22 protein-coding genes are annotated in these 21,929 nt (G+C 67.0%); 13 read left to right on the top strand and 9 right to left on the bottom strand.

What is annotated here, in order from left to right:
* Positions 1 to 2 precede the first annotated feature (2 nt).
* The 5 genes from KO490_RS08205 (at position 3) to KO490_RS08185 (ending at position 3,869) form a co-directional block, all read left to right on the top strand.
* Positions 3 to 185 carry a hypothetical protein gene (locus tag KO490_RS08205; RefSeq protein WP_216018929.1) on the top strand — a complete coding sequence of 61 codons (183 nt, stop codon included), beginning with the start codon at positions 3 to 5 and terminating at the stop codon, positions 183 to 185.
* Positions 182 to 1,507 (top strand): amidase, encoded by a 1,326-nt coding sequence (locus tag KO490_RS08200; protein WP_216018928.1) that lies wholly within the window; start codon positions 182 to 184, stop codon positions 1,505 to 1,507. The genes KO490_RS08205 and KO490_RS08200 overlap by 4 nt, the downstream gene beginning before the upstream one ends.
* A 26-nt stretch (positions 1,508 to 1,533) precedes the next feature.
* Entirely contained in the window at positions 1,534 to 2,811 is a 1,278-nt protein-coding gene (locus KO490_RS08195) for an amidase (protein ID WP_216018927.1), read from the top strand.
* A 102-nt stretch (positions 2,812 to 2,913) separates the two neighbouring features.
* Positions 2,914 to 3,267 carry a hypothetical protein gene (locus KO490_RS08190; RefSeq protein ID WP_216018926.1) on the top strand — a complete coding sequence of 118 codons (354 nt, stop codon included), beginning with the start codon at positions 2,914 to 2,916 and terminating at the stop codon, positions 3,265 to 3,267.
* Positions 3,264 to 3,869 carry a DedA family protein gene (locus KO490_RS08185; protein WP_216018925.1) on the top strand — a complete coding sequence of 202 codons (606 nt, stop codon included), beginning with the start codon at positions 3,264 to 3,266 and terminating at the stop codon, positions 3,867 to 3,869. The genes KO490_RS08190 and KO490_RS08185 overlap by 4 nt, the downstream gene beginning before the upstream one ends.
* Positions 3,870 to 3,872: 3 nt before the next feature.
* On the opposite strand, the gene KO490_RS08180 is transcribed toward KO490_RS08185, so the two are convergent.
* From KO490_RS08180 to KO490_RS08170, 3 genes are all read right to left on the bottom strand, one after another.
* Positions 3,873 to 4,403, bottom strand: coding sequence for a hypothetical protein (locus tag KO490_RS08180; RefSeq protein WP_216018924.1), 531 nt, complete (start codon positions 4,401 to 4,403; stop codon positions 3,873 to 3,875).
* Positions 4,400 to 5,563: a DUF3500 domain-containing protein gene (locus KO490_RS08175; protein WP_252727079.1), complete on the bottom strand. Its 1,164-nt coding sequence runs from the start codon at positions 5,561 to 5,563 to the stop codon at positions 4,400 to 4,402. Before KO490_RS08175 ends, KO490_RS08180 begins: the two co-directional genes overlap by 4 nt.
* A 77-nt stretch (positions 5,564 to 5,640) precedes the next feature.
* Positions 5,641 to 6,282 (bottom strand): TetR/AcrR family transcriptional regulator, encoded by a 642-nt coding sequence (locus tag KO490_RS08170; RefSeq protein ID WP_216018923.1) that lies wholly within the window; start codon positions 6,280 to 6,282, stop codon positions 5,641 to 5,643.
* A gap of 249 nt (positions 6,283 to 6,531) precedes the next feature.
* On the opposite strand from KO490_RS08170, the gene KO490_RS08165 reads away from it, so the two are divergent.
* The 3 genes from KO490_RS08165 to KO490_RS08155 all read left to right on the top strand — a co-directional run bounded on the left by KO490_RS08165 (position 6,532) and on the right by KO490_RS08155 (position 11,951).
* The gene (locus KO490_RS08165) at positions 6,532 to 7,725 is read left to right on the top strand and encodes an alpha/beta hydrolase (protein WP_216018922.1); all 1,194 of its coding nucleotides are present in this window, start codon (positions 6,532 to 6,534) and stop codon (positions 7,723 to 7,725) included.
* A gap of 108 nt (positions 7,726 to 7,833) precedes the next feature.
* Complete coding sequence (locus tag KO490_RS08160) at positions 7,834 to 8,919, top strand: efflux RND transporter periplasmic adaptor subunit (RefSeq protein ID WP_216018921.1); 1,086 nt, start codon at positions 7,834 to 7,836, stop codon at positions 8,917 to 8,919.
* Positions 8,916 to 11,951: an efflux RND transporter permease subunit gene (locus tag KO490_RS08155; RefSeq protein WP_216018920.1), complete on the top strand. Its 3,036-nt coding sequence runs from the start codon at positions 8,916 to 8,918 to the stop codon at positions 11,949 to 11,951. The genes KO490_RS08160 and KO490_RS08155 overlap by 4 nt, the downstream gene beginning before the upstream one ends.
* Positions 11,952 to 12,026: 75 nt before the next feature.
* On the opposite strand, the gene KO490_RS08150 is transcribed toward KO490_RS08155, so the two are convergent.
* From KO490_RS08150 to KO490_RS08130, 5 genes are all read right to left on the bottom strand, one after another.
* Positions 12,027 to 12,587: an SAM-dependent methyltransferase gene (locus KO490_RS08150; protein ID WP_216018919.1), complete on the bottom strand. Its 561-nt coding sequence runs from the start codon at positions 12,585 to 12,587 to the stop codon at positions 12,027 to 12,029.
* On the bottom strand, positions 12,577 to 13,266 hold the full coding sequence (locus KO490_RS08145; RefSeq protein ID WP_216018918.1) for a PIG-L deacetylase family protein: 690 nt from the start codon (positions 13,264 to 13,266) through the stop codon (positions 12,577 to 12,579). Before KO490_RS08145 ends, KO490_RS08150 begins: the two co-directional genes overlap by 11 nt.
* Positions 13,263 to 14,300 (bottom strand): acyl-CoA dehydrogenase family protein, encoded by a 1,038-nt coding sequence (locus KO490_RS08140; RefSeq protein ID WP_216018917.1) that lies wholly within the window; start codon positions 14,298 to 14,300, stop codon positions 13,263 to 13,265. The genes KO490_RS08145 and KO490_RS08140 overlap by 4 nt, the downstream gene beginning before the upstream one ends.
* Positions 14,297 to 15,328 (bottom strand): glycosyltransferase family 2 protein, encoded by a 1,032-nt coding sequence (locus KO490_RS08135; protein WP_216018916.1) that lies wholly within the window; start codon positions 15,326 to 15,328, stop codon positions 14,297 to 14,299. Before KO490_RS08135 ends, KO490_RS08140 begins: the two co-directional genes overlap by 4 nt.
* A 95-nt stretch (positions 15,329 to 15,423) precedes the next feature.
* Positions 15,424 to 16,110 carry a GntR family transcriptional regulator gene (locus tag KO490_RS08130; protein ID WP_216018915.1) on the bottom strand — a complete coding sequence of 229 codons (687 nt, stop codon included), beginning with the start codon at positions 16,108 to 16,110 and terminating at the stop codon, positions 15,424 to 15,426.
* A gap of 109 nt (positions 16,111 to 16,219) precedes the next feature.
* On the opposite strand from KO490_RS08130, the gene uxuA reads away from it, so the two are divergent.
* The 5 genes from uxuA to KO490_RS08105 are packed head-to-tail and all read left to right on the top strand — an operon-like array spanning position 16,220 to position 21,478.
* Positions 16,220 to 17,434: a mannonate dehydratase gene (gene uxuA, locus KO490_RS08125; protein ID WP_216018914.1), complete on the top strand. Its 1,215-nt coding sequence runs from the start codon at positions 16,220 to 16,222 to the stop codon at positions 17,432 to 17,434.
* Positions 17,431 to 18,588 (top strand): AGE family epimerase/isomerase, encoded by a 1,158-nt coding sequence (locus tag KO490_RS08120; protein WP_216018913.1) that lies wholly within the window; start codon positions 17,431 to 17,433, stop codon positions 18,586 to 18,588. Before uxuA ends, KO490_RS08120 begins: the two co-directional genes overlap by 4 nt.
* A gap of 53 nt (positions 18,589 to 18,641) precedes the next feature.
* Positions 18,642 to 19,613, top strand: a complete 972-nt coding sequence (locus tag KO490_RS08115; RefSeq protein ID WP_216018912.1) for a C4-dicarboxylate TRAP transporter substrate-binding protein — start codon at positions 18,642 to 18,644, stop codon at positions 19,611 to 19,613.
* Between the two features lie 60 nt (positions 19,614 to 19,673).
* Positions 19,674 to 20,195 (top strand): TRAP transporter small permease, encoded by a 522-nt coding sequence (locus tag KO490_RS08110; protein ID WP_216018911.1) that lies wholly within the window; start codon positions 19,674 to 19,676, stop codon positions 20,193 to 20,195.
* On the top strand, positions 20,192 to 21,478 hold the full coding sequence (locus KO490_RS08105; protein WP_303462267.1) for a TRAP transporter large permease: 1,287 nt from the start codon (positions 20,192 to 20,194) through the stop codon (positions 21,476 to 21,478). The genes KO490_RS08110 and KO490_RS08105 overlap by 4 nt, the downstream gene beginning before the upstream one ends.
* A 41-nt stretch (positions 21,479 to 21,519) precedes the next feature.
* Here the strand turns inward: KO490_RS08105 and KO490_RS08100 are convergent, their stop codons facing one another.
* Positions 21,520 to 21,738, bottom strand: a complete 219-nt coding sequence (locus KO490_RS08100; protein WP_216018910.1) for a hypothetical protein — start codon at positions 21,736 to 21,738, stop codon at positions 21,520 to 21,522.
* Positions 21,739 to 21,929 lie beyond the last annotated feature (191 nt).

The raw sequence follows: 21,929 nt of genomic DNA, 5'->3' as shown, positions 1-21,929 counted from the left end.
TCATGACCACGCAAGAAGCCCTCGCCAGCTATCTCGGGCGTCCGCCCACCGCCGAGGAAACCGCCATGTTCGAGGATCAGCGCACCCGGATCGAGTTCGGGGTGATCTACAACCCGCTGTGGTCGGCCCAGGAAACGGCGACAGGGCTTGCCGCGCGCGATCCTTCCGGGGCCTGCGCGGAATGACGATCGCCCAGATGATCCGCGACCGCGCGGCGGGCCGAACCAGCGCGGTCGGGCTGGTCGAGGACGCCATCGCCGCCGCTGTGGCGGCGGGTGCGGCCTCGCCCTTCTCGACGACGGAATTCGACCGTGCGCGCGGGCAGGCCGCGGCGGCGGACGCGATGGGGCCCGGTGCCGGGCCACTGGCGGGCATCCCGCTTGCGCACAAGGACATGTTCGAACGTGCCGGCGCCCGCATGGGGCGGGGGGCGCATCCTTCACTGGCCTATGTGGCGCGTCACACGGCCCCGGTCCTGGAACGACTGGACCGGGCAGGCGCTGTCGATCTGGGACGGCTCCAGATGTCCGAATTCGCGATGGGGCCGACGGGCAGCAATCACCATCATCCCTGCCCGCCGAACCCCTGCGTTCCGGGTGCGATCATCGGGGGGTCGTCATCGGGGTCGGGGGTCGCGGTGGCCATGGGGATCGTGCCCGCCGCGCTTGGGTCCGATACGGGCGGATCGATCCGGATACCCGCCGCCTGCAACGGCGTCGTGGGTTTCAAGCCGACGCATGGGCTGGTGCCCCTGGCGCATGTCATGCCACTCAGCTGGACGCAGGATTGCGTCGGCCCGCTGGCGGCCAGCGTCGATTGCGCACGCCGCGTCCTATCGGTGCTGACCGAGGGCGCCACACGGGCCCAGCCGCGCGACCCCGGGCACCTGCGTATCGGCTTCGACGCGGGCGCGCTGCTGGGGGGGATATCGCCCGCGATGACCGAGGCGCTGCGCCTGGTCCGCCACCGGATGGCCACGGACGGTCATGCCGATCGCGATGTGGACCTCGCGTGGCTGGCCCATCTGGACGAGCCCGCGAATGTCATCGCCATGGCCGAGGCGGGCACGGTCCATGCCGATCAGCTGCGCAAGGATTGCGACCTTTATGGCACGCAGGTTCGCAACCGCCTGGCCCAGGCGGCCGCGATCTCGGCTCAGGCCTATCTGCGGGCCTGTCAGCTGCGCCGCATCGCGCAGGAACGCATCGCCCGTGTCTTCGCGTCGGTCGATGTCATCGCGCTTCCGATGATGCCCGACATTCCCCCGCAGGTGGCCGAACTTTCCGCGCTGGAAGGGGCGTCGCTCTCGCGCATGATATCGGCGGTGACGCGGTTCTCGCGACCGGCCTCGCTGATGGGCCTGCCCGCGATCTCGGTCCCGGTGGCGTGGAGCGATGCGGGCCCGCTGTCGTTGCAGCTGATCGGCCCGCCCGGGTCCGAGGACATGCTGGCCGATCTGGCCACCACCGTCGAGGCGGCAAGGCTGCCGACGCTTCAGACGACCTGAAACCGCCCAAGGATTGGTGATACCTGATGGACAAGAGATTTGATGCCGCCGCAGGGACGGCCCGCGATATCCGGCAGGCCGTGGCGGCGGGGCTGCCGCCCGCGGCTGTCGCCCGGGCGCTGATCGAGCGTGTCGCCCGGATCGAGCCTGCGGTGGGCGCCTATGCCCATTTCGATGCGGATGCGCTGATGCGGCAGGCCGAGGACCTGCCCGAAGGGCCGCTGCGCGGGGTGCCTGTCGCCATCAAGGATGTGCTGCTGACCCGTGACATGCCGACGGGGCATAATTCGCCGCGATACGGTGGCAGCCGCCCGGGCATCGACGCGGCCTGCGTCGATACGCTGCGGGGCGCGGGTGCGCTGATCGCGGGCAAGGCCACCACGACCGAATTCGCCTCGACCACCGTCGGCCCGGGAACGCGCAACCCGCATGATCCGAACCGCACGCCGGGGGGGTCGTCCTCGGGTTCGGCGGCGGCGGTGGCGGCTGGCCTTGCGACACTGGCGATCGGCACCCAGACGGGCGGATCGACGATCCGGCCCGCATCCTTTTGCGGCGTCTTCGGGATGAAGCCCACCTGGAACGCGATCTCTCGCGAGGGGTCGAAAATGTATTCCGCGACCTGCGACACGGTCGGACTCTATGCGCGCGCGGCGGCCGATTTCGAGATGCTGGCCGACCTGTTCCGCTTCGACGAATGCGCGCTGCCGACCACCCTGCAGGGGCTGCGGATCGGGATCACCTATGGCACGACGCCCCATGCGGCCGACAGCGATACGCGGGCCGCGATGGACGCTGCCGCCGCGGCCTTGCGGGATGCGGGCGCCATCCTGTCAGACCTGGTGTTGCCCGCCGGGTTCGACGGCATCCTCGATGCGCATCGAACGATCCTGGCCCGCGAAGGGGCGTCGGCCTTCCTGAACGAGGTCCGCAATACCCCGGGCATCGACGCCTTCTTCGCCAAGATGGTGGATGGCGACCGCCCCGGCCCGTCCGAGGCGCGGGCCGCCTATGCGCAGGCCGATCTGTGCCGTGCGCTGCTGGACGGGATGTTCGCGTCAGCGCTTGACCTGATCCTGACGCCCTCGGCCCCCGGCGCGGCACCCGAGGGCACCCATGCGGGCGATCCGATCTTCAATTCGATGTGGACCCTGATGCAGGTGCCCGTGGTCGTGGTGCCCTTCCACAAGACGCCACAGGGCCTGCCGGTCGGGGTATCGCTGGTGGGCCGGCGATATGACGACCGCAAGGTCATTCGCGCCGCATCGCTTCTGATGCCCGAAACGGTCCCGCCGGTCGGCTGAAGGGGGCTGTCGCGTGGTCACATGCAGGCGCAGTGACTTTACCTTCGGCCCGGCCTTTCCTAATGCCTTGTGCCAGGCAGGACGGCCCTGAAAGGATGCGCGATGAATTCCCGGCAATTGATAGGTTTCGCCCGTGCCAATTGGGCCGCGCTGCTGATCCTGGGCTGCGCCAGCGCCGCGCTGATCTGGTTCGCCACGGGTTTCGCGCTGGATCTGGCGCGTCATGACAACGTTCCGCTGCACGATCAGGCGCTGAAACCCTGGATGACGCCCCGCTTTGTCGTGATGTCCTACGACCTTCCACGAGAGGTCGTGGCCGACGTGCTGGAGCTGCCGCCCACGGGCCCCGGTCGCCTGAAGCTGGGCACCATCGCGCGGGAGATGGGCGTCACGATGGAGGAGCTGACCGAACGCGTGCGCGACGCTGCGGACATGTATCACGGGGGGCGCCCATGACCGATTACGTCCTCGGGCTGGTTCCCGATTACGGGCTTTATGTCGTGTTCGCGGTGACGGTGCTGGCCTGCCTTGCGGTGCCGCTTCCGGCCTCGATGCTGGTGCTGGCGGCGGGAAGCTTCGCGGCGGCGGGCGATCTGTCGCTGTGGCAGGTGCTGGCCGTGACCGCGGCGGCCTTCATTCTTGGCGATCAGCTGGCCTTCGCGATCGCGCGTCGGGCAGGGCCGCGCCTTCTGGGCCGTCTTCGTCGCCGCGATCGGATGGATCGCCTGCTGTCGCGAAGCGAGGATCTGCTGCAGCAGCGGGGCGGCGTCGCGGTGCTTCTCAGCCACACGATCCTCAGCCCGACCTGTCCCTATGTCAGCTATCTGTGCGGGGCGGGGGGCATGGCGCGCAACCGCTTCAGCGCGTTGGCGATCCCCGGTGCCGTGATCTGGACCCTGGCCTATGGGGGCCTGGGCTATGTCTTCGCGGACCGGCTGGCGCAGGTTTCCGAAGTGCTGAGCAATTTCTTCGGGGTCGTTCTTGCCGCGACCGCAGTCGCGCTGAGCCTGCGGTGGCTGCTGGGGCAGTGGAAGGCCCGCCAGGCCAGCGTTTCCTGAGGATCAGCGAAGGTCGATCTTGACCGGGACGGGCTTGCCCCGGTCCTGTCGGAACCCGAATTCGGCCATCGGCGGGCCATCGTCATTCGTCTCGAAGACCGCCGCGCGATGGCTGCGAACCTCGTGCATGACGGCATCGTAGGTCAGGCTGAGCGTCACATCCGGATCGGGCAGCGTGCCCGCGAACTCCGCAATCAGCAGGGCGAAGTTCCCAACATGATCGTTCCGGGCGCGTTCCAGCCGTGCGCCCGTCAGGCGCAGCGGAATATCGTGCCCCTCAGTCTCGATCGCCAGATGGGCATCCAGATACCGGCCAAGCGGCGCGGTCAGCGCCGGCGGGATCTCGGTCGGTCCCAGGTCTTCCAGCGCGATCAGGTCGGGCGCCGCGATGATCAGATCCTCCAGCGGGATGCACAGGTCCAGCCCGATCTGCGTCCCGACGCTTTCGATAATCAGCACGCTGCCCGGCAGGGCATGGGCATATGCGCCGTTCCCCGACAGGAACAGCGCCAGCGCAAGGGCCGCAATCCTCATTCGGTATTGCCGCCGTAATCGTCGTCCTGATCGCGCCAGACGGAATGGGGGTGGTTGCCGATCTGGCCCGTGGACTTGTTCGATTGCAGGGAAAATTCCAGCCACAGCGACGGGCCGTGGATGCGCACGTAATCGTCTTCGCTGTTCACCTCGGTCGTGCCCGTGAAGCCCAGCACCGTTTGGGGCAGTTCGGCAGTGTATTTCTCCATGTAGGTGGCGGCATCCGCGTCGTTGATGTCGCCCACATAGGTCCCGACCGCCGCCAGAAGCAGCGCCTGCTGATCGTCGGACAGTTCGGCGACGCTCAGCCCCTCCTGCTCGGCGGGGATCGCGTCGTCCTGTTGCGGACCGGCCAGGATGTCGCGATAGGTCCCCTCGAGCCGCGCGGCGCGGGCCTGCTCGTCGCTCAGCGACCGCAGCAGTGCCGCGAAGGCCGCGCGTTCCTGCATCATGGGCATGTTCTCGCGGCCGTTCATCTCGAAGCGCGGGAATGGTTCGATCCCGCGGAACGACGGCGTGGCGCCCGCCAGAACCCCGTCGGTATAGGTATTGGCGAAGGCCAGGTGATGCCCCCCGTAATAGAGCTGCCACGTCCCTGTTTCCGCCGGCGTCCCCAAGAGCGCGAACTTGCTGTTGTAGGAGGCGTAACCCGCCTTGTAGTCGGTGCTGACCGTGCCGATATAGTCGTCGGCGTTTAGCGACTGCTCCATCTCGTCATAGCCTTCGTTGTCGGTCAGGCTGGCGGCCTCCATCAGGATGGCCTTGATGATGCCGCGCTGTTCGGTGTCGAATTCACCCAGATAGGCCCCGGGACGGTCGGGGACCGCGCCCGCGGGCAGGTTGCTCCAGATCTTGGCGGTCGCGACCGAGTAGTCGAGCTGCATCAGCTCCAGCAGCTCGTCCGAGGCATCGGCCTTGAGAAGGTCGATCAGGCACAAGAGCCGCGCATGCCCCGGATCCGTCCCGCAGCCCTCGACCGAGGCCGGGATGGGCGTGCGCCCCATCAGGATGCTGGTATCGCCCAGCCTCGGATCGGTCGGATGATCGCCACCGGGGGGCGGCCCGTCCTTGGGTTGGGCGCCCGCCATCTGGGCCTGCCCGATCATGGTGGCGGCGCCCAGGGCGATAACGCCCGCCATGGCTCTGATGGATCCGGTCATCGCGCTGCTCCTGGCCTGTTCGCCTCAGGCTAGCGACCGGGGGCGCGAGGCGCAACGGATCTGCCGATCCCGACGCCTCAGCGCCTGCGCGGTTCGGCGGCCCTGAGGAAGAACGCGACAGAGCCCTGCACCCTGGCGATCACGTCGGGCGTCACGGCGGCGGGGGATGACGCGATCAGCGCATCCCAGACATGCTGCATCATCACCAGATCGCAGAACTGCTGCGCAAGCGTGTCGGGCGGACCCTCCAGCTGACCTTCGGCGACCAGCCGTCGCATCACGTCGGTGATCATCTCCAGCCCGGCCAGTTTCAGCCTGCGCTGGACGATATCGGCCAGTTCGGGGACCTGCTCGTTCTCGGAGATCACCAGGCGCAGCAACATGATGGCTTCGCGATCGAGCGCGGATTCGAGGGTGGCCAGCGCCAGCGTGTTCAGCGTCTCGTGCGCGGGACCGCGTCCGGGGCCCAACTGGCGCGGGACATGCAGCTTGCGTTCGGTGAATGTCGCGACAACCGCCTCGGCCAGGGCCTTCTTGTCGGGAAAGCGCGCATAGATCGTCTGCTTGGACCCGCCGAACTGCCGTGCCACGTCCTGCATCGAGGTGGCGGCATAACCCTTGGACAGGAACAGGCAGGTCGCAGCCTCGACGATGCGTTCGGTGGCCTCGGCCGATGGGGGGCGCCCGCGCGTGCGGCAGACCCTTGGCTGCAGTCTCATTCCGGCTTTCCCTTCTGCGCGAACGCTTGTAAGGCATTTACGGAACGCGCGGGTTCCGTAAATGACAAGTTCATAAGCTGTCCGTAGGACCGGATCAAAACAAGAGGCTCCATGGCGATGGCTCGGCTCATATCGCGGTATCGGTTTCGATCCGTTCCCTACCGCGCCCGTCCCGGCTTGGAAATGTCGGGTATTCGCAACCTTTCGTGTCGGCGCGGTCTGGCACGGGCGATCGCGTTCGGCGCGGTCATGACGGCTGCCGCCTGCGCCGACCGCCCGAGCGGGACGCTGGCGCCCACCGGCCGCACCGTGCCGGGTGCCACCATCGTGGACATGCTGACCGTCACGACCCGCGCCCCCAGCACGCGGCCCGGCGTCGGGTTTTCGGACGCGCGGGGGCAGGGGGTGTCCTTCGACAACGTCCTCGTGTCGGTGCCGCCCCCGGGCAGCCGTGAGCCCGGGCAGCTGATCTATCCGACGCAGGGGGCCGCGGATCCGTCGCGCGAATTCGTGGTCGTCGGAAGGCAGCTGCTGACCGAGGATCAGGCCGGGGGCTGGTTCCGGCATGCGCAGCCCGATGGCGGGGACGATCTGCTGGTCTTCGTCCACGGCTTCAACACCCGTCACGAGGAAGCCGTCTATCGCTTCGCGCAGCTGGTCCATGATGCAGGGATCGAGGCCGCGCCCGTCCTGTTCACCTGGCCGTCGCGGGGGTCCGTCTTCGATTACCTTTATGATCGCGAAAGCGCGAATTTCTCTCGGGGGGCGCTGGAGCGTTCCATCGACGTCGCCGCCACCGCCCCCGAGGTCGGCAGCATCACGATCATGGCCCATTCCATGGGTGCCTGGCTGACGATGGAGGCGCTGCACCAGTCGGCGCTGCGAAATGGCGGGCTGTCGCCCAAGATCGCCAACGTGGTGCTGGCCTCGCCCGATATCGACATCGACGTGTTCATGCAGCAGCTGCGCGACATCGATACCGAACGCACGCGGATCACGATCTTCACATCGGTCGACGACCGGGCGCTTCTGGCGTCGCGCAGGCTTGCGGGCGGTGTCACGCGGTTGGGGCAGCTGGACCTGCAGAAGCCGGGGATCCTTGCCGCGATCGAGGATCGGGGCGTGACGGTCATCGATCTGAGCAAGCTGAAATCGAACGATCCCCTGAACCACAGCCGCTTTGCCAATAGTCCCGCCGCGGTGCAGATCATCGGGCGACGGCTGGCCGAAGGGCAGACGCTGTCGGAGGGCAGCCCCGGCATCGGCGAAACGCTGCAGGCCACCGCGGTCGGAACGCTGCGCACCGTCGGTTCGACGGTCGGCGCCGCGGGTGCGCTGCCGGCTGCCCTGATCAGCGATGCGGGGCGCGACGATCTGGGCGCCCGGATCGACGATGTGGCCGGCAACCTGGGCGGCACGGTCCTGACCGCCACGGGGCAATGACCGACCGCCCGCCAGTGAACCATGAAGATGAAAGCGACCCTTCGGCCCATGGCTGAACGACACCTCTCCACCCTGGGCTGCATGCCTGCCAAGAAACCAAGGTTTTCCATGAGATCCCTGACCGCCATCGCCCTGTGCCTTCTGACGGCCATTTCCGCCACCCGCGCCGCCGCGCAGGGTGACCAATCCGACGAGAACCTGCGCCCCGCCAAGCTGATGGTGCTGGAACGGTCGGCCGACGTGGTGAACCGCCGCTTCTTCGGCCGCATCACGGCGCGCAATACCGTCGATCTGTCCTTTCGCGCAGGGGGCCAGATCGAGGATCTGCCCGTCCGTGAGGGCGAGTTCGTCCAGCAGGGCGACATTCTGGGCAAGCTGGACACCGCGCCATTCGAGCGGGCCGTGCGCGAAGCCCGCGCCCAGCTGAACCAGGCCGAACGCCAGCTGGACCGGGTCAGCGAACTGGGCCCCCGCATCGTGCCCCAGGCCGATATCGAGAATGCCGAGACCGCGCGCGACGTGGCGCAGGTGGGCTATGACGATGCGCTGGACAACCTGGACGACGCGACGCTGCATGCGCCCTTCGATGCGCTGATCTCGCAGCGGCTGGCGGATCGCTTTGCCACGGTCGCCGCGGGCGAACCCATCGTCCGGGCCCATGACATGAGCGAGATCCAGATCGAGATCAAGGCGCCCGAGATCCTGTTCCGCCAGTTCGGCGGGCAACCCGAATTCACCGCCAGCGCGCAGCTTGCGCATGACGGCCCGCTCTATCCGCTGGAATTCCGCGAGCTGGCCGCCGAGGCGAGCGAGGTCGGTCAGAGCTATCGCGTCTCCTTCGCGCTGACGACCGAGGCCCCGGATTACCTGCTGCCCGGTTCCTCGGCCACGGTCCTGACCGAGATCCGCCGCGCCGACGACAAGGGCGTGCTGATCCTGCCGGCAAGCGCACTGAGCTTTGCGCCCGACGGGACGGCGCAGGTCATGGTCTTCACCCCCGACGAAGGGGATGCCGATACCGGCACCGTGACTGCACGGGACGTGGCCATCGAGCCTGCGACGGGCACCGATTTCCGCATGACGGAAGGGCCGGATGCAGGGACGACCATCGTCGCATCGGGGGCGTCCATGCTCTCGGATGGCGACCGCGTCCGCCGCTTCTCGGGCCTGTCGAATGACGGGGGGCAGCCGTGAATCTTGCACGCAAGGCGATCGAGGCATCGCTGATCACATGGCTGGTCATCATCGGCTGTCTGGGCGGGGGGCTCTGGGGCTATCTGACCGTGGGACGGCTGGAGGACCCGGCCTTCACCATCAAGACCGCGGTCGTGCTGACCAGCTATCCCGGCGCATCTGCGGCGCAGGTCTCGCGCGAGGTGACCGAACCGCTGGAATCCGCGATCCAGCAGATGGGCGTTCTGGACACCGTCACATCGTCGAACAAGCCCGGGGTGTCGCGGATCGACGTCGAGATCCTGCCGACGGTGGACGGATCCGAACTGCCGCAGGTTTGGGACGAATTGCGCAACCGTGTCGCCGATGCCTCGGCGCAGCTGCCCGACGGGGCGGGGCAGCCCATCGTGAACGACGATTTCGGCGATGTCTTCGGGATCTATTTCGCGGTCACCACGCCCGGCTTCTCGGATGCCGAGATCCACGACATCTCCAGCTATCTCCGCCGAGAGATCCTGACCGTCGAGGGCGTGTCGGACGTGTCCATCGCGGGCCTGCCCGAAGAGGCGGTCTATGTCATGCCCGACATGGCCATCGCGTCGAACCTGAACGTGCCGCCGGATGCGCTGACCCAGCAGATCGCGGCGGCCGCGCAGATCTCGTCCGCCGGTTCACTTGGCGATGACGGCAAGCGGTTCCAGCTGGACGTCCCGCGCGGCGCCGACAGTGTCGATGCGCTGCGCGAGCTGACGATCAACCTGGGCGACAGCACGGTCCAGCTGACGGATATCGCCGCCGTGGAACGCGGACGCGTGGATACGCCCAGCCAGATCATCCGCTTCAACGGACAAGAGGCCTTCACCCTTGGCGTGGCGGGGATCGCGTCCGAGAACATCGTCGATATCGGCAACCGGGTCGATGCCAAGCTGGAGATGCTGCGCGCCGATCTGCCCTATGGGGTCGAATTCAACCCGATCTATCAGCAGCATGTGGTCGTGGACGAATCCTCGAACGGGTTCCTGAAGAACCTCGCCATGTCGGTGGGCCTGGTGGCGGCGGTGCTGGCCGTGTTCATGGGGTGGCGTTCGGCGGTGGTCGTGGGGGCAACGCTGTTCCTGAACGTCGTGGGCACCTTCTTCTTCATGTCGCTCGGCGGGATCGAGATGGAGCGCATCTCGCTCGGGGCGCTGATCATCGCGATGGGGATGCTGGTCGACAACTCGATCGTGGTGGCCGAGGCCATGCAGATCAAGATGCAGGGCGGCCAGACATCGCGCGAGGCCGCGGACGAGGGTGCAAGCCGCATCCAGCTGCCGCTGCTGGGGGCGACCGTCATCGGCATCATGGCATTCGCGGGGATCGGATTGTCGCCGGATGCCACGGGCGAATTCATGTTCTCGTTGTTCGCGGTGGTGGGCATCTCCCTACTGCTGTCCTGGGTGCTTGCGCTGACGGTCACGCCGCTTCTGGCGCATTACGTCTTCAAGCGCGGCACGGGCGACGATGACGGCTACTCGGGCCCGATCTTCAACGCCTATCGTCGGGTGCTGGGTCTGGCGCTGAATGTCCGCTGGCTGTTTTTGGCGGGGCTGGTGGTCGTCACCGTGCTCTGCTTCCGGGGCTTCGCCTCGGTTCCCCAGCAGTTCTTCCCCGACAGCAGCACGCCGATCTTCTATGCCCATTACAAGCTGCCGCAGGGCAGCGACATCCACGAGGTGTCGCGCGACCTGCAGAAGGCCGAGGATTGGCTGCTGGAACGCGACGAGGTGACCTCTGTCGCCAGCTTCATCGGGGGCGGGGCCACGCGCTTCATGCTGACCTATACCCCCGAGGAATCGCTGCCGACCTATGGCCACCTGATCGTCCGGACCGACACGCTGGACGCGATCCCCATGCTGCTGGACGACCTGAACCGCTTCGGTCGCGAGGCGCTGCTTGCGGGCGAATTCCGGACCGAACGCCTGGCCTTCGGTCCCGGTGGCGGGGCCCCGATCGAGGCCCGCATCTCGGGGCGCGATCCGAAGGTGCTGCGCGACCTGGCCCGGCAGGTGGTGGATGCCATGAAGGCGCAGGATGCGCCCTTGATGGATATCCGCACCGACTGGCGGGAATACGAACCCGTGCTGATCCCGAACTATGCCACGCAGCGGGCGCAGACGGCGGGGATCACCCGGGCAGATATCTCGGATGCCAGCCTGATGGCGACCGAGGGCATGGCCGTCGCGACCTATCAGGAGGATGACCGCAAGATCCCCATCCGGCTGCGGACCCGCGACTTCGACGAGACGCCGGACCTGACCGAGCAGCTGATCTATTCCAGCGCGGCGGGCGATTACCTGCGGATGGAGCAGCTGATCGACGACCTGGAATGGGAACCGCGCAACACGCTGATCCAGCGCAGGAACCGGGTGCCGACCATCACGGTCGAGGCCGGGCTTCCAAGCGGCACCAACGCTTCGGCGGTCTTCGCATCCATCCGCGGCGCGATCGAGGCGGTGCCGATGCCCAGGGGCTATGCGCTGGAATGGGGCGGCGAACACGAGAACAGCACCGAAGCGCAGGAAAGCCTGGGCGGGCAGCTGCCCGTGACGATCCTGATCATGGTCCTGATCTCGATCCTGCTGTTCCGCCGGTTGCGTCAGCCGCTGATCGTCTGGCTGCTGGTGCCGATGGCGGTGAACGGCGTGGTCATCGGGTTGCTGATGACAGGGCTTCCCTTCTCGTTCACGGCGCTTCTGGGGCTGCTGTCCCTGTCGGGAATGCTTCTGAAGAACGGCATCGTCCTGGTCGAAGAGATCGATCTGGTCCGTGGCGAGGGCGTTCCCTTCCGCGAAGCCATCATCGAGGCCTCGACCTCGCGCTTGCGGCCTGTCGTGCTGGCGGCGGCGACGACGATCCTGGGAATGGTGCCCCTGCTGTGGGATCCGTTCTTCGCGTCGATGTCGGTGACGATCATGGGGGGGCTTGCCTTCGCGACGATCCTGACCCTGATCGCCGCGCCGACGCTCTACTTCGTGCTGTTCAGCAAGGAACGCAAGTTGGAGGCCGCTTGAACCTTTCCCTGCCCTGGGCGCCCTGGGGCACCTGGGGCAGGATGCCCGGGGGCGATGATCCGCCGCCCCCGCTTTTCAACCCGTCATGTCGAAGATGTCGATCCGAAATCCGTCATGTCGATGCGTCGCGGGCTGACCCAGGATGCCGGCAAGAAGGTCGATCGCCGCATTGCCGTCCAGCTGTTCGTCCGTGGGTCCGGTCCAGTTGACAGCGATGATGCGGCCGCTTGCGTGCCGCCGCAGCCATTCGCCCAGATCGCCGATTTCCTCGGGCGTCAGGAAATAGAGAACCTCGGATAGCAGAACCAGGTCCGGGCGCAGCGGGGGAAGGGCGGCAGGTGCCTGACCTTCGATGAAGGTCACGTTGGATTGCGGGGCCAGCGCCATGCGGGCCGAGGCCATGGCCGCCGGAATGCATTCCATCAATGTCAGATGACCGCATCGCGGGGCCAGAAGGGCCGCCAGGGTGCCGTTTCCGCAACCGATCTCCAACGCCTGATCGAAGGGGCCGGGGCCGATGATGTCCAGGGTCGCGGCATATTTGGCCGCCTCATAGGCGCTGGTTCGGTGCTGCCAAGGATCGTCGCTGGCAGCATAGAGACCGGTCAGATGCGCAAGAACCTCTTCACAGGGCAAGGATCACCTCGGGGTATGACAGGAAATGCTGCTGGTGCGCCTCGCTCATCACGAAGCCGTCGGGGTCGTCGTCGATCATCTTCGTCATCTGACTGCGATGGCAGGCCAAGGCACGGGCCTTGGCGGCGGCTGCCTCGGGGGTCGTGCGCAGATGGACCGCCGGGGCGGTGGCATCGGTGAAGCGACCCCATATCGGATAAAAGCGCAGCAAGATGTCGGGCCGAAGATCCGCGATCAGCCGGGCAAGCGCCGCGCAGCTTTCGTGGTCGATATGCGGATCGCCGCCCCAGCTGGCCAGAAGCATGGCGCGGGGGGGCATCATTGCCGCGATCCGTTCGGCGGCCGCCGCATCGCGCGGCGCATGGCAGTCCGGGTATCCCAGCCAGGTCACATCGGCATCGGGCGCAAGAATGGCGCAGGCCGCGCGCAGTTCCGCCTCGCGCAGGCGGGCAATCCGGTCGGGGGGATATTCGCGCGACCCGGGATGCGAGGCCGACCCGTCGGTGACGCAGATGATGCTGCAGGCGGTTCCCATGCGCGCGGCATCGAACAGGATCGCCCCGCAGCCGAGCGTCTCGTCATCGGGATGCGGGGCAAGGACCACCAGCGGGCGGTCCTGCACCAGTTCGGCCACGGTGATGGTCGGGGCGACGGCGATGTGATCCAGAAAACCGCTCATCCGATCCACCTTGCCTCCAGTTCGGGATCGCCCGCGATACGGGCCGTCGATGCAAGCGTCAGCCCGTCCGGGTTGGCCTGGCGCAGGTAAAGCCCCAGGTCCCGCCTGATGCGGTCCGCAGGATGGCCGGTGGCGAAGGATGCCGCACCCAGGGCCTGATCCACCAGGGTCATCAGCTGGGCCGCTTCCTCGGCCGTGCGCAGCCGCGCAAGGATCGAGGCCTGGGCATCCGCGGCACTGGCCTGCGGGCGCTCGATGGTGCAGGCCGCCTGCGCCAGCCAGAGGCGCGCCGTCTCGCAGGCGGTGATCATGCGGTGCAGCCGCATCGCCTGCAGGGGCGCATCGATCTGCCCCCGGCGGCGCAGCTGCGCGGTCGTGATGGCGGTCAGGCGACGCATCGCGCCCAGCTGGACGGCGGCATAGCGCCAGACCCCGCCATGGAAATGCGGCTCGGCCAGATAGCAGTCGGGATCGCCCAGCATGGTCGCGTCCGAAAGCGGCACACCGTTCAGATCGCAGCGCCCCGAGGCAGTCGATTTCATGCCCGACATGTGCCATTCCTCGGGGAACAACCGTCCGGCCAGCGCCGTGCGCGGCAGAAGCAGCAGGTGCAGTCCCTCGTCGGACCGGGCGGTGACGATGATCTGATCGAGCACATCGGCACCGCTGGCGAACAGCTTCTGACCGCGCAGCATCCCGTCCTCGATCCGCACGGGGTCGGGACCGTCGGCCCCCCAGATGCCATGCAGCTCGCCCCTTGCGGCGGCATCGGTCGGGCCGCCATGCAGTTGCAACAGCTTCACCGCGTTCACGTGACCCTCGAAGATGCGCCCGGCGGGCAGGCTGGCATGGCCCACCCGCACCAGCGCGTCCAGCAGGTCCAGCGGATTTTCGGGGTGATGCGCCAGCGACATGCAATCGGCCAGCAGCCCGCTGTCGTGCAGGGCGGCCGCCAGTGCGGGCCCGGAAGGACCGTCATGGGTATCGTCGGGCAGCGACTGCAGAAGGTCCCCGGCCAGTTCCGCAGACCTCATGCCGCCACCACCCTGTTGCGGGACTGCCAATCGTCGAATTGCGGGCGGATGGTTTCGTCGAACAGATGCGTCAGGACAGGCAGCGCAGCCTCGAGGTCGGATGCCCGCATCTGCGGTCCGTGCGGGCGGCTGCGATCGGGGAACATAACGCCGCGACCCGCCATCGCGTCGCGCCACAGCTTCGCCAGAAGCTCGGGCGGCAGCATCGCCTGATCTGCCAGGGGGTCGGCATCGCTCATTCGCTGGCGCAGGCATTCGGCCATTCCGCCGATCGCCCGTCCGCGCAGCCGTCCCGAAACACGTGCCTTCATCGCGTCGCAGTAGCGGACGACAAGACCGCCCATCTCGGCCCGGTGGACCATGGCGCGATCCTCGCTGTGATGCAGGTCGGGCAGACCCCCGACCGAGATGAAGGCGTCGGCGCGGATCGCCATGCAGGCGCCGGATTCCATGTAATGAGGCCGCGCCGAACCGATCGCCTGCCGCCCCGCGACCTGGTCCATCCGGTGGCGGATCTCATGGAGCAGCAGGGAATAGGAGCGTTCGGCATTGGTGATCCTGGCACCCGAGGGCGTGGCGATGACACGAGGCACGCGCGCGGCGATCCGCCCGCAGACAAGATCCGCGCCCGCATTCCCGGTATTCAACGCCGAGGCGATCCACATCGGATCGGGAACCGTGTCGGCATCCGTGGTCATCAGCAATCCGCGCGACATTGCCGCCATCCGCATGGCAAGGCCACGGGCGCGGCCCGCGCTTGCGTCCTCGGGGGCGAAATCGACCGTCGCGACCTGCACCTCCAACGCGGGGTGGTCGAATGCCCGTGCGATCGCCGCACTGGCATCGGTCGTGTTGTTGACCAGCATCAGAACCCTGACCGGCAGGGGCGCCATCGCTGCGGCAACCCCAAGCGCCGAGAGCAGTTTGGGAAGCCTTGCGGCCTCGTTGCGGACGGGCACCGCGATGGCGATGTGGTCGATGGCGTGAAGGGTCGTGGCGGAACAGGCGATGGGTGCGGCACCATCCATCGGGCGTCTCCTCTGGCTGCTGCGACCCAACAGCGCGGATGGCCTTATCGTTCCTGTAATAAAAGGCAATTCGTTTAGGGGCGCGGAACCGCGCCCTAACGTGCGACCATCTCGAAGCAGTGGGGCATCATCCGGGCGACCTTCTTCAGGTCGTCCAGGACGCCGCGCAGATGGGTGCGGACCGAATCCTCGGCGGCCTGCGCATCGCCTGCGGCGATCGCCTCGACGATGGCGGCGTGCTGATCGACCAGGTGATCGACCGGGAATTCGCCTGCCGTCAGGTGGCGCACGCGGTCCATCTGCATCTTGATCGGCTGGATATGCGCCCAGACGCCTGCCCGTCCGGCAGCCCCCGCAAGGGCCTGATGGAACCGTTCGTCCAGCGCGAAGAAGGACGACCCGTCGCCATCGCGCGCATTGCGCTGTTCGGTCACCAGATCGCGCAGCATGCCGATGGTCGCGGCATCGGCGGTCCGCGCGGCGATGCGGGCGATGTCGGCCTCGACCGCCTCGCGGACGAACTGGCCCTGCGTCACGTCATACATGTTGATCTTGCAGACGAACGTCCCGCGCTGAGGCCGGATTTCGACCAGCCGCTCGCCCGCAAGCTTGATGAACGTCTCGCGGACGGGTTGGCGCGACAGGCCGTATGCGGCCGCGATCTCCTGCTCGGACAGGCGCGTGCCGGGCTGCAGGCCCCCGCTGACGATGCGGTTGCGCAGATCGGCGATCAGCTGCGTGCCGATGGGGGCCGTGGCTTCGATGGTGGCGACTGTATCCATGCCCCACTCATACCCTGTCGGGCCGTGCCTCGACAAGCTGAGATATACTACCATACTTGTAATCAGGATTGCGCTGATCTAGAGATCGGGCAGGGAAGAGGGAGGAATCATGCAGCAGACATGGCGCTGGTTCGGCCCCCGTGACGGGGTCGGGATCGAGGATATGCTTCAGGCGGGCGTCGAAGGGGTGGTATCCGCACTGCATCACCTGCCCACGGGCATGGTCTGGACCCCGGCCGAGATCGCACAGCGCCAGCGGCAGATCGCGACCCGCCCCGACGGCACGCCTTCGGGTCTGGCATGGGACGTGGTCGAAAGCCTGCCGGTATCCGAGGATATCAAGCGCCAGACCGGGGATTGGCGCGCGCATCTGCAGAACTATGCCCAGAGCCTTCGGAACCTTGCGGAAGCGGGGATCTCGACGATCTGCTACAACTTCATGCCGGTCCTCGACTGGACCCGCACCGATCTGGCGTGGCGCGTCGCCCATGGCGGGACGGCCATGCGTTTCGACCTGATCGATTTTGCGGCCTTCGACATCCATATCCTGAAACGCCCCGGCGCAGCGCAGTCCTTCCCCGCGGCGGTTTCGGCTGCCGCCGAGGAACGCTTTGCCGCAATGGACGATGCCCGCCGGGATCAGCTGACCGGCAACGTGGTCTTCGGCCTGCCGGGCGCGGCCGAGAATTTCAGCCTGGCGGACGTGCGCGACCATCTTGCGCAATATGCCGACATTCCGACCGAGCGCCTGCGCGCGAACCTGATCGATTTCCTGTCCGAGATCGCCCCCGAGGCCGAACGCCTGGGGATGCGGCTGTGCTGTCATCCCGACGACCCGCCCTTTCCGCTGCTGGGCCTGCCCCGGATCATGTCGACCGAGGCCGATTACCGCGCGATCCTGGATGCGGTCGATCTGCCGTCGAACGGGGTCACGCTGTGTTCGGGATCGCTTGGGGCGCGCGCGGACAACGACCTGCCGGGGATGATGCGCCGCCTGGGCGACCGCGTGCATTTCCTGCATCTGCGCAACGTCACACGAGAGGACGAGGGTCTGCCCTGTTCCTTCCACGAGGCCGAGCATCTGGGCGGCGGGACGGACATGGTGGCGCTGATCCATGCGATCCTGGCCGAAGAGGCACGCCGCCGCGAGGCCGGGCGCGCCGATGCCTCGATCCCGTTCCGTCCCGACCACGGGCAGGACATTCTCGACGATCTGAAGCGGAACTCTCAGCCGGGCTATCCGGCCATCGGTCGACTGAAGGGGCTGGCCGAATTGCGCGGCATCGTGACGGCCCTGTCGCATCCACTTGGAGGTGGAAAATGATCGAAGGTCAGGACATCGTCGCAGCCTGCGAGGGTTTTGCAAGTCGTCGCATTCCCGCGTGGCTGAAGGCTGCATTGCCACCGGGCACCGGCCCCGCTCCGGTGATCGAGGCATTGGGCGATGACGGCCCGCGCACGACGCTGGCGCAATGCCGGACGGTCTTCGCCCTGGCGCATCTGGCGCGCGTGGCGCATATTCCCGAACTGCTGATGGCGGCCGAACGCATCCAGGGCTTTGTCGTGCAGCATCTGCGGGACGGCGATTGGGGGCATCGCTTCGCGGTCGCGCCGGACGGAACCGCGCTGGACGATCCGGCCAGCCGCCTTCGCCGCAGCTATGATCAGAGCTTTGCCCTGCTGTCGGTCGCGGCCCTGATCCGCGCGGGATCGGACAGTGCCGACGCAGACGACCTGGACCGGATCTGGGGGTTCATCGAGACCCTGATCGACCCCGAGACCGGCGCCCTGTGGGAGGATGACCGCGGTCCCGACAGTGCGCAGCTTCGCGCCCAGAACCCGCAGATGCACATGCTCGAAGCGCTGCTCGAGGCCTATTCCGCGACGAACGACCGGATATGGCTGGAACGTGCGGCCCATTTCGTGGGGATCGGCAGCCGCCATTTCATCGACCCCGAAACCGGTGCCGTGCGCGAATTCGTCGGTCGCGATCTGGAACCCCTGCAGGATGCGACCGGGCAACGGCGCGAACCCGGGCATCAATACGAATGGGCATGGCTTCTTCACTGTCATGCGGATCTGTCGGGCGACGACGCGCCCCGCGCGCTTGCACACCGCATGAAATCCTTTGCCGAGGCCCATGGCCTGCGGCGGGGCGGCGAACTGGACCTTGCGCCCTTCGACGCGGTCGATGCGGCAGGACAGGTGACCGAAGCGACGCATCTGCTGTGGCCCCTGACCGAGGCCGGCAAGCTCTATGCCCTTCTGGGGGATCGCGAAGCGGCGCTGCGGATGGGGCAGCTGATCTTCGGCGCCTATTTCGCGCCGGGGCAGGAACCCCGCTGGATCAACCAGCTGGACGGCGAGGGTCGCACGACATGGGACGCCGCGCTGACGCGGCTTCTCTATCACGTGGCGATCTTCGTCACCGAAGGGCATCGCGCAGGCTTCTGGAGGATGGAAGGCCCGCGCGGCTGATGCCCGCGATGCGACAGGAAACACCGAGAGAGTTCAACGAGGAGGAGACCCCAATGACCCATCTTTTCAAGGCGACCGCAGCTGCCGTTCTGGCGCTGGCCGTGTCACCCGCGATGGCGCAGGATTTCAAGCTTGCGCTGTCCACCTCGCAGCCATCGACCGACCCGATGGTCATCGCGATGGAGGAAGCCAAGGCTGCCATCGAGGAACGCAGCGAAGGCCGCATCGGGATCACCATCTATCCCAGCTCGCAGTTGGGCGAGGATAACGACGTGCTGGAACAGATCCGCGGTGGTGCCCCCATCGCGGCACTGGTCGATGCGGGTCGCCTGACGCCCTTCCAGAAGGAACTGGGCATCCTTGCCGCACCCTATCTGGTCGAGGACTATACCGGCTATGCCGCGATCACGGATTCGCCCGTCTTCCAGGGCTGGGCCGACGACCTTGCCGAAAGCTCGGGGATGCGGCTGATGAACTACAACTGGTTCCAGGGCACGCGCCAGATGTTCACCAAGAAGCTGATAGAGGGCCCGGACGATCTGTCGGGCGTGCGCGTGCGCACCATCGATGCGCCGGGCTGGATCGCGACGGTCGAGGCGATGGGCGCGACGCCCGCACCCATGGCCTGGTCCGAGGTCTATTCCGCGCTGCAGCTGGGTGCCATCGACGGTGCCGAGGCACAGCTGACCGGCGCCTTCGGCATCAAGCTGCACGAGGTCTCGACCAATGTGGCCTTCACGAACCACATCCAGCTGTTCACCGGCCTCGTCACGTCCGAGGACTGGTACAAATCGCTGCCCGAGGACCTGCGGACCATCCTGGACGAGGAACTGAAGGCCGCGGGCGACCGTGCGACCGAAGGCACCGTCGCCAAGCTGGCCGAGGTCCAGTCCGAGATGGAGGCCGCCGGCGTCGCCTTCAACGAGCTGGACATCACCCCGTTCCGCGAGGCGACCGCGGGCGTCTATGAGACGCTCGGGCTGGTCGAGGCGCGCGAGGCGCTGCAGCCCTATCTGGCGCAATAAGCCGATCAGCCCGCCCCCGACAGGTTCGGGGGCGGGGCACCGATGCGAACGGGGGATCACGTGAGTTTCTGGAGAATATTCGACCTTGTCGAACGGACCGCAGCACTGCTGGCCCTTGTGGGCGTGGTGCTGGCGGTGCTGATTGCAGGGGTCGGGCGCAGCCTTGGCTGGCCCGTCGCCGCCGCGCCGCAATACGCGCAGCTGGCATTGATCTGGTCATGCATGCTGGGCGCCGACATCGCCGCGCGCGAAGGGCAGCATATCCGCGTGGGCGCCATCTTCGACGCGCTGCCCCCGACGCTGCGCCGTCTGCTCTCGGGGCTGATCCTTGCGCTGATCCTGCCGTTCCTGGCCTTCGTCGCCTGGCAGGGATGGTTCCTGGCCATCGACAACTGGCAGCGCGAACTGGGCGCATCGGGCCTGTCCTACGGATTGGTGACGCTGGCCCTGCCGGTCGGGGCGGTGCTGCTGATCCTGTCGCTGGTTCGCCGCCTGATGGCCGAGGGGCTGGTCGGTCTGTTCGATCAGCTGGCGCATCTGGACGTCCCCCCCGAGGACCTCGCGAAGGAGGAAATCCTGTGATCTCGACCCTCATCCTCGTATTGGCCCTGGGGCTGATCGCCATCGGGATGCCCGTGGCCTTCGCCATCGGTATCGCAGGCACGTCCTATTTCCTGCTGCCCTCGACCTTCCTGCCGGATTCCACATCCGTCCAGCGGATCGTGGCCGTCAGCCAGTCCTTTCCGCTGCTGGCGGTGCCGCTGTTCATCCTGCTGGGCAACCTGATGAACGGCTCGGGCATCACCGAGCGTCTGATCCGCCTGTCCACGACCCTGGCCGGCTGGATGCGGGGCGGGCTTGCGCAATCCTCGATCCTGCTCAGCGCGCTGATGGGGGGCGTGTCGGGATCGGCCGTCGCCGATGCCGCGATGCAGGCCCGCATCCTGGGCGTGCCGATGGTGGCGCGTGGATATTCGCCGGGCTTCGCGGGATCGCTGCTGGCCATCGGTGGGCTGATCACCGCGACCATCCCGCCCAGCCTGGGGCTGATCCTCTATGGCTATCTGGGCGAGGTGTCGATCGGGCGCCTCTTCATCGCGGGCATCGTGCCGGGCGTGCTGCTGACCATAGCGCTGATGCTGACCACGACCATCGTGGCCCGCAGGCGCGGCTATGTTCCCGAAAAGGAAAGCGCACCGACCCTGTCCGAGATCTGGCGCGACTTCATCCACGGTTTCTGGGCGGTGCTGTTCCCCGTCTGGCTGCTGGTCGGCATCCGCTTCGGTTTCTTCACCCCGTCCGAGGCCGGCGCCTTCGCCATCGCCTATACGCTGGTGGTGGGGATGTTCATCTATCGCGAGCTGACCCTGCGCCGCGTCTATGAAGCCTTCATGCAGACGCTGAGCGATATCGGGATGATCATGCTCATCATCCTGTTCTCGGGGACGTTCGGCTATGTCATCACCTTCGAACGCGTCCCGCAGGACATCGCGGAATTCGCCCTGACCGCACTGACCAATCCGACGGTGCTGCTGTTCGTCGTGGCGGGCTTCCTGCTGGTTCTGGGCATGCTGATCGAGGCGACCGTGCTGGTCATGCTGCTGACGCCGATCCTGGTACCGGTCGTCACGGCGGCGGGCATCGATCCGGTGCATTTCGGGCTGATCATGATGACGCTGGTGACCTTCGGCGGCATGACGCCCCCGGTCGGCGTCTCGATGTTCACGGTCTGCGGGATCCTGCGCTGTTCGTATCGCGACTATACGGTCGAGGCGCTGCCGTTCATCGCGGCTGTCCTGGGCACGGTGGTTCTGATGATCCTGTTCCCGGGCGTCGTGATGTGGCTTCCGAACTGGCTGATGTAGAATGACGTCCGGGGGCGATGACGCCCCCGGACATTCCTGGGTCATGCGGGCGCAGGCTTGCGCAGCAGCAGCCCGAGCGTCCCGAGCGCTCCTTGTGCGCTCTCGCCCTCGGCCCGGACCTCGCGCGGTTCGCCCAAGGTGTCGAGCACGCTGACCGCCGCGCACCATCCCATCGCCTTGGTCGGATCGTAGCTGAGGCTGAAGTGCTTGCAGCCGTGATGTGCCGACATCGCCTCGTCGATCATCTGTTCCAGTGTCATTTTGGTGATCCTCCCGTCGTCATCGCATTTGCGTGGCCGCGAGTGCGGCGAATGACAACCCTACGACCCGGACGGGTCGATGGTTCCGGGATCCATCAAATGTTTAGGCGCCGCATCCCCCGGCGCGTGTTTGCGCCGGGGGGTTGGGGTGGTTCAGGCCATGATGGCGTTGAGGGTTTCGGAGGGGCGCA

The sequence above is a fragment of the Paracoccus sp. C2R09 genome (assembly GCF_018860625.1).
Classification (GTDB): domain Bacteria; phylum Pseudomonadota; class Alphaproteobacteria; order Rhodobacterales; family Rhodobacteraceae; genus Paracoccus.
The sequence above is the reverse complement of the archived record's forward strand: the minus strand, read 5'-3'. Positions and strand labels throughout refer to the sequence as shown.

Coding starts and splice junctions, on each gene's coding strand:
- KO490_RS08205 (WP_216018929.1), top strand. CDS start 3: ATGACCACGCAAGAAGCCCTCGCCAGCTATCTCGGGCGTCCGCCCACC.
- KO490_RS08200 (WP_216018928.1), top strand. CDS start 182: ATGACGATCGCCCAGATGATCCGCGACCGCGCGGCGGGCCGAACCAGC.
- KO490_RS08195 (WP_216018927.1), top strand. CDS start 1,534: ATGGACAAGAGATTTGATGCCGCCGCAGGGACGGCCCGCGATATCCGG.
- KO490_RS08190 (WP_216018926.1), top strand. CDS start 2,914: ATGAATTCCCGGCAATTGATAGGTTTCGCCCGTGCCAATTGGGCCGCG.
- KO490_RS08185 (WP_216018925.1), top strand. CDS start 3,264: ATGACCGATTACGTCCTCGGGCTGGTTCCCGATTACGGGCTTTATGTC.
- KO490_RS08180 (WP_216018924.1), bottom strand. CDS start 4,403: ATGAGGATTGCGGCCCTTGCGCTGGCGCTGTTCCTGTCGGGGAACGGC.
- KO490_RS08175 (WP_252727079.1), bottom strand. CDS start 5,563: ATGACCGGATCCATCAGAGCCATGGCGGGCGTTATCGCCCTGGGCGCC.
- KO490_RS08170 (WP_216018923.1), bottom strand. CDS start 6,282: ATGAGACTGCAGCCAAGGGTCTGCCGCACGCGCGGGCGCCCCCCATCG.
- KO490_RS08165 (WP_216018922.1), top strand. CDS start 6,532: ATGACGGCTGCCGCCTGCGCCGACCGCCCGAGCGGGACGCTGGCGCCC.
- KO490_RS08160 (WP_216018921.1), top strand. CDS start 7,834: ATGAGATCCCTGACCGCCATCGCCCTGTGCCTTCTGACGGCCATTTCC.
- KO490_RS08145 (WP_216018918.1), bottom strand. CDS start 13,266: ATGAGCGGTTTTCTGGATCACATCGCCGTCGCCCCGACCATCACCGTG.
- KO490_RS08140 (WP_216018917.1), bottom strand. CDS start 14,300: ATGAGGTCTGCGGAACTGGCCGGGGACCTTCTGCAGTCGCTGCCCGAC.
- KO490_RS08135 (WP_216018916.1), bottom strand. CDS start 15,328: ATGGATGGTGCCGCACCCATCGCCTGTTCCGCCACGACCCTTCACGCC.
- KO490_RS08130 (WP_216018915.1), bottom strand. CDS start 16,110: ATGGATACAGTCGCCACCATCGAAGCCACGGCCCCCATCGGCACGCAG.
- uxuA (WP_216018914.1), top strand. CDS start 16,220: ATGCAGCAGACATGGCGCTGGTTCGGCCCCCGTGACGGGGTCGGGATC.
- KO490_RS08120 (WP_216018913.1), top strand. CDS start 17,431: ATGATCGAAGGTCAGGACATCGTCGCAGCCTGCGAGGGTTTTGCAAGT.
- KO490_RS08115 (WP_216018912.1), top strand. CDS start 18,642: ATGACCCATCTTTTCAAGGCGACCGCAGCTGCCGTTCTGGCGCTGGCC.
- KO490_RS08100 (WP_216018910.1), bottom strand. CDS start 21,738: ATGACACTGGAACAGATGATCGACGAGGCGATGTCGGCACATCACGGC.